General features: G+C 68.7%; 6 protein-coding genes and 2 pseudogenes. 4 read left to right on the top strand and 4 right to left on the bottom strand.

Annotated features, from left to right (window positions below):
* Window positions 1–28 precede the first annotated feature (28 nt).
* Window positions 29–1,012: a helix-turn-helix transcriptional regulator gene (locus AC068D_RS28420; protein ID WP_478825946.1), complete on the bottom strand. Its 984-nt coding sequence runs from the start codon at window positions 1,010–1,012 to the stop codon at window positions 29–31.
* A 159-nt stretch (window positions 1,013–1,171) separates the two neighbouring features.
* On the opposite strand from AC068D_RS28420, the gene AC068D_RS28415 reads away from it, so the two are divergent.
* The 3 genes from AC068D_RS28415 (at window position 1,172) to AC068D_RS28405 (ending at window position 4,126) form a co-directional block, all read left to right on the top strand.
* Window positions 1,172–1,594 carry a VOC family protein gene (locus AC068D_RS28415; RefSeq protein WP_478825945.1) on the top strand — a complete coding sequence of 141 codons (423 nt, stop codon included), beginning with the start codon at window positions 1,172–1,174 and terminating at the stop codon, window positions 1,592–1,594.
* Window positions 1,595–1,707: 113 nt separating this feature from the next.
* The gene (locus tag AC068D_RS28410; RefSeq protein ID WP_478825944.1) at window positions 1,708–2,805 is read left to right on the top strand and encodes a winged helix DNA-binding domain-containing protein; all 1,098 of its coding nucleotides are present in this window, start codon (window positions 1,708–1,710) and stop codon (window positions 2,803–2,805) included.
* A gap of 541 nt (window positions 2,806–3,346) precedes the next feature.
* Entirely contained in the window at window positions 3,347–4,126 is a 780-nt protein-coding gene (locus AC068D_RS28405; RefSeq protein ID WP_478825943.1) for a hypothetical protein, read from the top strand.
* Between the two features lie 50 nt (window positions 4,127–4,176).
* Here the strand turns inward: AC068D_RS28405 and AC068D_RS28400 are convergent.
* The 3 genes and pseudogenes from AC068D_RS28400 to AC068D_RS28390 all read right to left on the bottom strand — a co-directional run.
* Window positions 4,177–4,446: pseudogene (locus AC068D_RS28400) on the bottom strand (IS5/IS1182 family transposase); the annotation flags it as partial.
* Between the two features lie 269 nt (window positions 4,447–4,715).
* Entirely contained in the window at window positions 4,716–6,398 is a 1,683-nt protein-coding gene (locus AC068D_RS28395) for an alpha/beta hydrolase (RefSeq protein WP_478825942.1), read from the bottom strand.
* A 720-nt stretch (window positions 6,399–7,118) separates the two neighbouring features.
* Entirely contained in the window at window positions 7,119–7,658 is a 540-nt protein-coding gene (locus tag AC068D_RS28390; RefSeq protein ID WP_478825941.1) for an SAM-dependent methyltransferase, read from the bottom strand.
* Window positions 7,659–7,873: 215 nt separating this feature from the next.
* Here AC068D_RS28390 and AC068D_RS28385 point away from each other — a divergent pair.
* A pseudogene (locus AC068D_RS28385) lies at window positions 7,874–8,222 on the top strand (helix-turn-helix domain-containing protein); the annotation flags it as partial.

Here is an 8,222-nt window from a genome sequence, read left to right as displayed (position 1 = left end):
CGGGATTCCTACTGGATCCTTGCCGGGGTCAGGGTGGGGTGGTGTTGCGGGCGGCAGCGGCGTAGCGGGTGGCGAGCTGCGCGAATGCGTCGCTGAGTTCGCGCGGGCCGATGACTTCGATGGTGGTGTCGAAACGGCCGAGGGTGGCGGCCAGCCCGGTCCATGACCAGGAGCCGAGGGTGAGGCGGCATCGGCCGGGGCCGAGTGCTTCGACGGTGCCGTCCTGGGCGAAGGGGGCGACGGCGGTGGCGGAGAGGTCGAGAATGACTTCGCCTTGGCAGGGCCAGTCGGTGTGGGTGCCGTCGTTGCCGCGGAATCGGCTGGTGATGAAGGCGGAGACATCACCTCCGGGGATATCGCGCGGGGCGAAGCGAGGGCCGGTGGGGGTGCGGGGACGGATCCGGTCGGCGTGGAAGACCCGCCAGTCCTCACGGTCCAGGTCCCAGGCCACGAGGTACCAGCGGCCGCGCCACGTGATCAGGTGGTGGGGTTGCGTGCGGCGGGGATGCTCAGCGGTGGCGGCGCGGTCGTGCCCGTAGTCGAAGCGGAACTCCGCGCGGGCGTGGATGACGTTGCCCAGCTCCACGAGGGTGTCGGAGTCGACCGGCGCGGCGCTGTCGGTCTCGGGCGGTCGCACGGCAGTGACGCGGAGCAGGTCGATCCGGTGGCGCAGACGGGGCGGCATGACCTGGCGGACGGTGGCCAGAGCGCGTGCCGCGTCCTCGCCGATCATGGTGCTGGTGGCGGCGCTCTGCAGGGCGAGGGCCAGGGCGACGGCCTGGTCGTCGTCGAACAGCAGCGGAGGCAGATGGGAGCCCGCATCCAGCCGGTAGCCGCCGGCGGGCCCTTTGAAGGTCAGGATCGGGTACCCGAGTTCCCGCAGTCGGTCGACGTCGCGGCGCACCGTGCGCGGGGTGATGCCGAGGCGCTCGGCGAGGTCGTCGCCGGACCAGTCACGGCGGGTCTGGAGCAACGAGAGCAGCGTGAGCAGCCGCGAAGACGTTTTCTGCACACTGCCATTCTGCCGAAAATACAGGACACATCCTGTCCGCTACCTCTGTGATGGTGAGATCAAAGCCACCGAGGGAGCATCGCTCCAGGTCACGGCGGCTTCGCCGCGCTCGGATCTCCCCGCGGCGGCGCACACCCGAACGAAGACGAGGAGCAGCTCATGGCTGTCACGACCACCACCCACCTGAACTTCCGGGGCGCCGCGCGTGAAGCGCTGGACTTCTACCACTTGGTGTTCGGTGGGCGCACCATCGCCGTCACCTACAAGGACGCCGGCAACGTGCAGAACGAGAGCGAGGCGGACTGGGTGATGTGGGGTGAGGTCGTCGCGGGCAACGGCTTCCACATCATGGCCTACGACGTGCCTTCCCAGCTGCCTTGGACCCAGGGAGACAACCCGTTCTTCGTGTCCGTGCGCGGCGACGACGCCGACGAGATCAGCGCCCTGTGGCAGAAGCTGTCGGAAGGCTCGGCGGTGGTGCGGCCCCTGGAAGCCGCACAGTGGGCACCGCTGTACGGCATGCTCACCGACCGCTTCGGCGTCACCTGGGTCCTGGACGTCACCGTTCCCTACAACGGCTGACCGCCTGGCCGGCCAAACGACACAGAAGGTCCGCCGCGTTCTCGCGGCGGACCGATCAGCACGAGCGAAAGAAGAGCGGGCCACCGTCCGCAGGCGACACCTGTGAGAAGAGCATGACTGTCCTCGACACACGCGCCCTCAACCGAGCCACCCTCGCCCGCCAGTACCTGCTCGACCGCAGGGACACGCCTGTCCGCGACGCCGTGGCGCACCTGTGCGGGATGCAGGCGCAACAACCCCAGGAACCCTTCACCGGCCTGTGGTCCCGGCTGCACGCCTTCAAGCCGCAGGAACTGGACGAGGCAATGACTGGACGCGAGGTCGTGCGCACGCACCTGATGCGCCGCACCGTCCACCTCGTCACCGCCGACGACACACTGGCCTGGCGGGCGCGCCACGACTCCATGTTGCGCCAGCGGGTTACGGCCACCTACCGAGGCGAACTCGCAGGTGTCGACCTGGAGGAGGTCGCAGCCGCAGGCAGGGCAGTCATGGCCGACCAGCGGCCTCGCACCATGACCGAACTCGTCCAGGCACTCGAAGACCGCTGGCCCGCGCCCCCACGCCGCGTCCTGGGCGAACTGCTCGTCGCCGCCCTCATCCCGATGGCCCAACTCCCTCCCCGCGGCCTGTGGCGCACTACGGCCGGTGTCCACAACCTGCCCCTGGCCACCTGGCTCGGGCGTGACATCGCTCCACTCTCCTGCGACGAGAGCGATCCTGTCGGGCAGCAGCTCGTGCGGCGCTACCTCGCCGCCTACGGGCCCGCCACCACCGCGGACATCCGCTCCTGGTGCGGTCTCACCGGACTGCCCGCCGCGGTCAAAGCCATCCGCCAAGAACTCGTCACCTTCCGCGACGAACACGGGCGCGAACTACTTGACCTGCCAGACGCACCACGCCCACACCCCGATACACCCGCACCCGTGAGGTTCCTACCGGCATTCGACAACGCGATCCTCGGCTACCAGACCCGCAGCCGCATCATCGACGACGCTCACCTCGGCCTGTCCGTCGCCGGCCAACGCGCCGTCCTCGTCGACGGACGCGTCGCCGCCACCTGGACCCGGAATGACGAACAGCTCGACATCACCCCACTCCGTCCCCTCTCCGCACAGGAGCGAGAAGCAATCCAAGCCGAGGCCCAGGCCCTTGCCGTCTTCCATGACGCGGACATCGACCGCGTACACATCGCCACTGACACCGGTTGAGGATTCGTGAGAAGGAGCGTGATGCGACAGAGCACAGAAGGCCGACGCGGTTCAAGCCCCCACGCGATCATTGTGGTGGCCAGATCGAACGAGGGATCAGATACGCCAAGGATGGCGCTCGTGCAGCACAACCGACCACACCAACGGTTCCGGCTGGACCGCTCCCGCTGAACTTCCCGACCCGGCCGGACAACTCAGCGGCGACAAAGCGTGCTCATCACGTCGCAACCGCCGCTACCTGCGGCGTCGGCAGCAAACACACCATCCCAGAACGCCGTGACCAGCAGGACCACCGCCTACGCCGTGGCAGCAGCGTCGGCAGGCCCGCCGCGGTCACGAGGCGCACGGGCCGCGCCGCACAGCCCACCCGCCTGACGGTTCGCGGAAGGTGTCAACGGCCACTCTCCCCGGAGGCGGCCAGGAATGACAGGGTGATCCGAATGGAAAGGCCGGGGCCTGGGGAGGTTGCCGGCGGTGGCGCGCCGTGCAGATTCCGGCGCTCGGAACTCACGACCGTGGGTGTTCTCGGGAGGAGTGGCGGATGGCACGCTGGTGGGCGAGGAAGCGGACATCACGGGGCGTCAGCGCAGTTCCCTCGGGGCAGGACCTGTCGACGGATCCCGTGCACGGAGTGCTGGCCGGGCAGATCAACGACTCTGACGGACCGCGGACGGTGACGCTCTCCGTGCTGGACAGCGGTCTCGTACTGGCTGCGGACGATGGCGGCGACGGGCCTGCGGCCCTCGCCTCTCGGGTGTATCCCTGGGCCGAGGTCACTCACGTGTGGTTCGCCAATGACATCGAGCAGAACTCCACCGAGGGCGACGCAGTCGTGACGCAGTGGGTCTACATTCAGCAGCTGGAGTTCGCCGACGGCACCGTCGTGATGTCCCGACTGGCCGACCCGCCAGTCACCACCCCGGGGGCCGTCTTCCGGACGGGTCAGATCGCCGACCGCCCCTCCTCCACCATCTGGCCGCTGCTGGCTCACATCCGCACTCGCGTGACCGAAGCGCAGCTGACCAAGGTCAAAGCCACCCTGGCGGCAGGAGGCCAGGTGGAGTTCGGTCCCGTGACCGCTCTCTGGGACGGCCTGCACTACCAGAGCACCCACATACCGTGGGAGGACATGACCGTGCTGCGCTACAGCTTTGTCCACGCCAGTGACGACGAGGACGAGCTCGGTGCTCATCTGCGCATAGAGTTCCGCGACCGCGAGGCCGGCGCATACGGATTCCCTTTCCAGTGGCTGCGGATACCGGCCTTGGACGTACCGGACATGGAAGTACTGGAGCGGCTCACTGCGGAACGTCGTGTCTGAGACGTATCGCCCGGAGCGCCGCACGTCGACTTTGACCGGAGGACCGCGTGGTTGCCGCCGGTCAGCGACACCCCGAGCGGGATGCCTTGTGCGTCGACGAGGACGTGGTGCTTGCTGCCCGGCCGTGCGAGGTCGACCGGGCCCGGTCCGTTTTTGGGCCCCGATCGAGCGGCCCGGACATGGCTGGAGTCGATCACCGCCCGGGACCAGTCCAGCTTGTTCGCCGCCCTCGGCTTCGTCAGCAGCACGGCATGCACCCGGTCCCACACGGCGGGCTTGTTCCACGTGGCAAGCCGCCGCCAGCACGTCATCGCGGACCCCGGCGTTTGGCGGCCAGTGAGGCGCCTCGGAAATCGCAGGAGTTGGTGGTCCGATGGGTTCAGCGGTGGCCGCGCCGGTAAGGCTGAGTGGCCGGCGCGGTGATGACGCGGTGGCAGAGGACCTGGAGTGGCCGTCGGTGCCGCTCGGACTGCTGCGGGAGGCACGTCCGTGGCGGACGTTCCGCTGGTACAACACCCAGCTCAGCCGCACTGGGCCTCGAGTGACTCTGCAGGGTCCGATTCACCGGCACCGTCTGAGTCGGGAGAGGTCAGGTAGCGGTGCGGCGCCTGCGTACGGCGAACATCAGTGCGCCGCCGGTGAGAAGGAGGGCCGCACTGGCCGCGAGGTAGGGGGTGGTGTCGTTCCGGCCGGTCTCGGCCAGCGTGTCCTTCTTGGGTGCGGCGAAGAGAGGCGTGTCCTGTTGGCACGTTGTTCCGACCGGCGGGAGGGTGCCGTCGATGAGGTAGCGGCTCTCGTAGGCCTGGATGCAACTGCTCGGGTTGAGCAGTGCCGTGTGCCCGACTGCGTCGTAGGTGAGCAGGCGGGCGTGGGCCAGTTCCTTGGCCATGGTCTGCGCGGCCGAGAGCGGAGTGGAGGGATCGTAGGTGTTCCCGACTACGAGGATGGGGTTCGCGGTCGGCTTGTTCCACGGGCCGCGGTAGCGGTCCTCTGCGTACGGCCAGAAGGTGCACCCCGCGGTGGCCCACACCCAGTGGCGTCCGGTATCACCCGAACGGGCGGCGCTGGCCTCTGCGAGGGTGTGATATGCGTCGGGATCACGGGGGTTGGGGCTGTCGCCGCAGAAGACCGCACTGCTCTGTTCCTCGCCCAGGTACGGATTCGGATTGCGGACCGGTGGTCCGGGCGGGAGAGGAGTCGGCTCGGGCGCGCGGCCCTGCCACAGGTCCTGCAGCCTGCCGGCGGGCTTGCGAGCCCCGGGGACGTAGAGACTGTTCACCACGTCAGAGACCGTGGCGGCATAGGTCCAGGAGTCCACGGGATCCTTCCGCAGCCGCTGCAACAGCTGGTCGAACTTGTCCCGGGTCGCCATCGGGCTGCCGGCGGAGAACGCGCAACGGGCGGTGGTGGTGTTCCCGCACCGGGTGAGGAATTGCTTCACGGTTGCTTCCGCGCTGCGGCCCGATCCCAAGCGCTGGAACGACGTGCTCCGGGCGTCGTCGGAGTCGTGGTTCGTCCAGGCTTGCGGGTCCCAATTGCCGTCGAGGACCATGGCGCGGACCGTGCCGGGGAAGAGATTGGCGTAGGTGGCGCCCAGCATCGTGCCGTAGGAGAGCCCGTAGTAGGTGAGCTTCTTGTCGCCCACCGCCCGCCGGAGCTGCTCGAGGTCTCGAGCGGTGTCGCCGGTTGCCGTATGACGAAGGAGTTCGGGGTCTTTCCGCTCACAGCGCCGGGTCAGCTCCTTGTAGGCGGCGAAGTAGGCCTTTCGCTCCTTCATGCCCACCGGGAAGCCCGCCGCTTTGCTCGCGTTCCACTCGGCGGCCTCCTCGGGACTGTCGAAGCAGTTCACTGCGGTGCTGTTGCCGATGCCGCGGGGGTCCCAGCTGACGATGTCGAACCGCTCCCGCACCTCGCGGGGGAAGTCCTCGTAGTTCTGTGGCATCTGGACCGTGCCGGGCCCGCCGGGTCCGCCGGGGTTGAAGAACAGGGTGCCGATGCGCCGATCGGGGCCGGTCGCCTTCCGTCTGACGACTGCCAGGTCGATGGTGCGGCCATCCGATTCGTCGTAGTCCAGCGGTACCTTCGCGGTCGCGCAGTCGTACGGGCTGCCCTTTATGCAGGGTTCCCAGTCCAGGTTCGTGGCCGGCACCGAGGGTGCGGGACCTCCGGCCGCGGCGCGGTCGGACCCGGTCAGAGCGGTCGAGCAGGTCACCAGCGCGGCGATGACGGCGACACCGACCCGACGGCCCGCTCTCGGTCCAGATATGTGCATCGCTTTCCCTTTCGCAGCTGAGCGCGCGCCGTCCCTCGCTGGAAGTCAGCACGGATTCGCGTCAATAGCACCGTGGCCCGGCAATGTGTGCGAGCTGGACGAGGCCACTTGCGTGTACTGTCACCGCGTCGTCGGCGGCGGCGCCCGGCCGCCGCCGTGCCGGGTTGACCTCGCCACCAACGCTGACCGCTACGTGCGGCTGCACACCCGCGCGGCGGGCGGGAGCCAATGGCCCGGGTCTCCCGGCCGCCAGGGCGCGACTGCGGCCGGTACAACTGCTACGGGTTGCGGTAGCGGTCGTGAAGGATCTTGGCCGTGTCGGCCAGACATTGTCGGCCTGCTGGGGCACGTGGCGACCCGCATGGTCGGCCAGCCGCCGGCAGAACGAGTGCATGGTTCCTGCCTCGGTGGTATGGACACCTTTGCCGGAGCGGGCCGGAACCCGGCAGGGCGGTCACGACCGGGTCAGCGGCCCGCGACAAGGCGCCGCGCAGGCCAGCGCAGCGGTTCTGCGCGGGGCCACGGCGGCAACGCGAGAGCGGCACGCGTCCCCGAACCGGCGGCGCGGCCAGGCCGGAGCATGGACAGCGGCTGGACGACTGGGCACGGCCAGTGGGCGAGGCGGCGGCCGTCCGGCCTCTCAATCGCCCGCGACTGCATGGCAAGGACTCGGTGATGACCGGCGGGCAGGTGACCATCCGAGGCGGCATGCAGGGATTGTCATGGGGAGCGCTGTTGGACTCGGTGGCCTACGATGCCCACGACCGGTGATACATGGACCACCTCCGCGGTGAAATCGCCGGCGGCGAAGGTGTCGGCGACCTTTGCTGCCATCTCGTCCAAGCGTGCGCTCGGCGGCTCGTAGAACGTGTACAGGGTGCCGCCCGGTGCCAGGAGCTCTGCGGCGAGCGCCATTTCGGCGTGTGCCGGGCCGGTCCAGAACAGGTTGACATTGATCGCAAAAATCTTGTTGAAACGTCGACCGGTAAGACCCACAGTCGTCAGGCTGGGCTTGGCGAAGGCTGCCGTCGCGATTATGGCCCGGCCGTCCCTGACGGGCCCTTCGTTGCGCCGCACGGCGCGGCACGTAGCCGTCTGGGAACGGTCGATGGCCGTGATCGTCCCCGTGGTCAGCAGCGGGCAGACCAGCGCGACCGCGACGCCGCCGCCGCAACCGATCTCCAGGAGCCGGTCGGCCGGCTGCACGTCCAGCACTGCCACCGCCCGCCTGATGCGCTCCGGAACCACCATGCCGGCCATGGGCAACAAGTGTAGAAGCTCCGTACAGGCTCGACGTACACGTACCAACCGGCGGCGGCCGCATCATTCGTATCGGCCGCGAGGCATTGCGTTGCCTGCTCGCCCGGCGCGACGTCACCTTCCAGCGCACCAGGACGTGGAAGGAATCCCCAGAACCGGAACGCGAGACGAAGCTGGACCGGATCCAGGAGGTCCTGGACCGCTGCGTGGTCCTCGAGCGCCGGCTGGACGGCCTGTGCGACGAACCGCGGCCGGGTGTGCCACGCAAGATCACCGACGCAGATGTCGAGCGGGTGATCGTCAAGACACTCGAGGAGACACCGAAGAACGCTACCCACTGGTCGACCCGGTCCATGGCCGCGTCCACCGGTATGTCGCAGTCGGCGATCTCCCGGATCTGGCGGGCATTTGGACTCCAGCCACACCGGGCCGAGACCTTCAAACTGTCCAGGGACCCGCTGTTCGTGGTCAAGGTCCGCGACGTGGTGGGGCTGTATCTCGATCCGCCGGAGCGGGCACTGGTCCTGTGCGTGGACGAGAAGTCCCAGATCCAGGCCCTGGACC

This window comes from Streptomyces sp. NPDC043861 (assembly GCF_056435905.1).
This window is presented reverse-complemented; position numbering and strand designations above follow the sequence as displayed.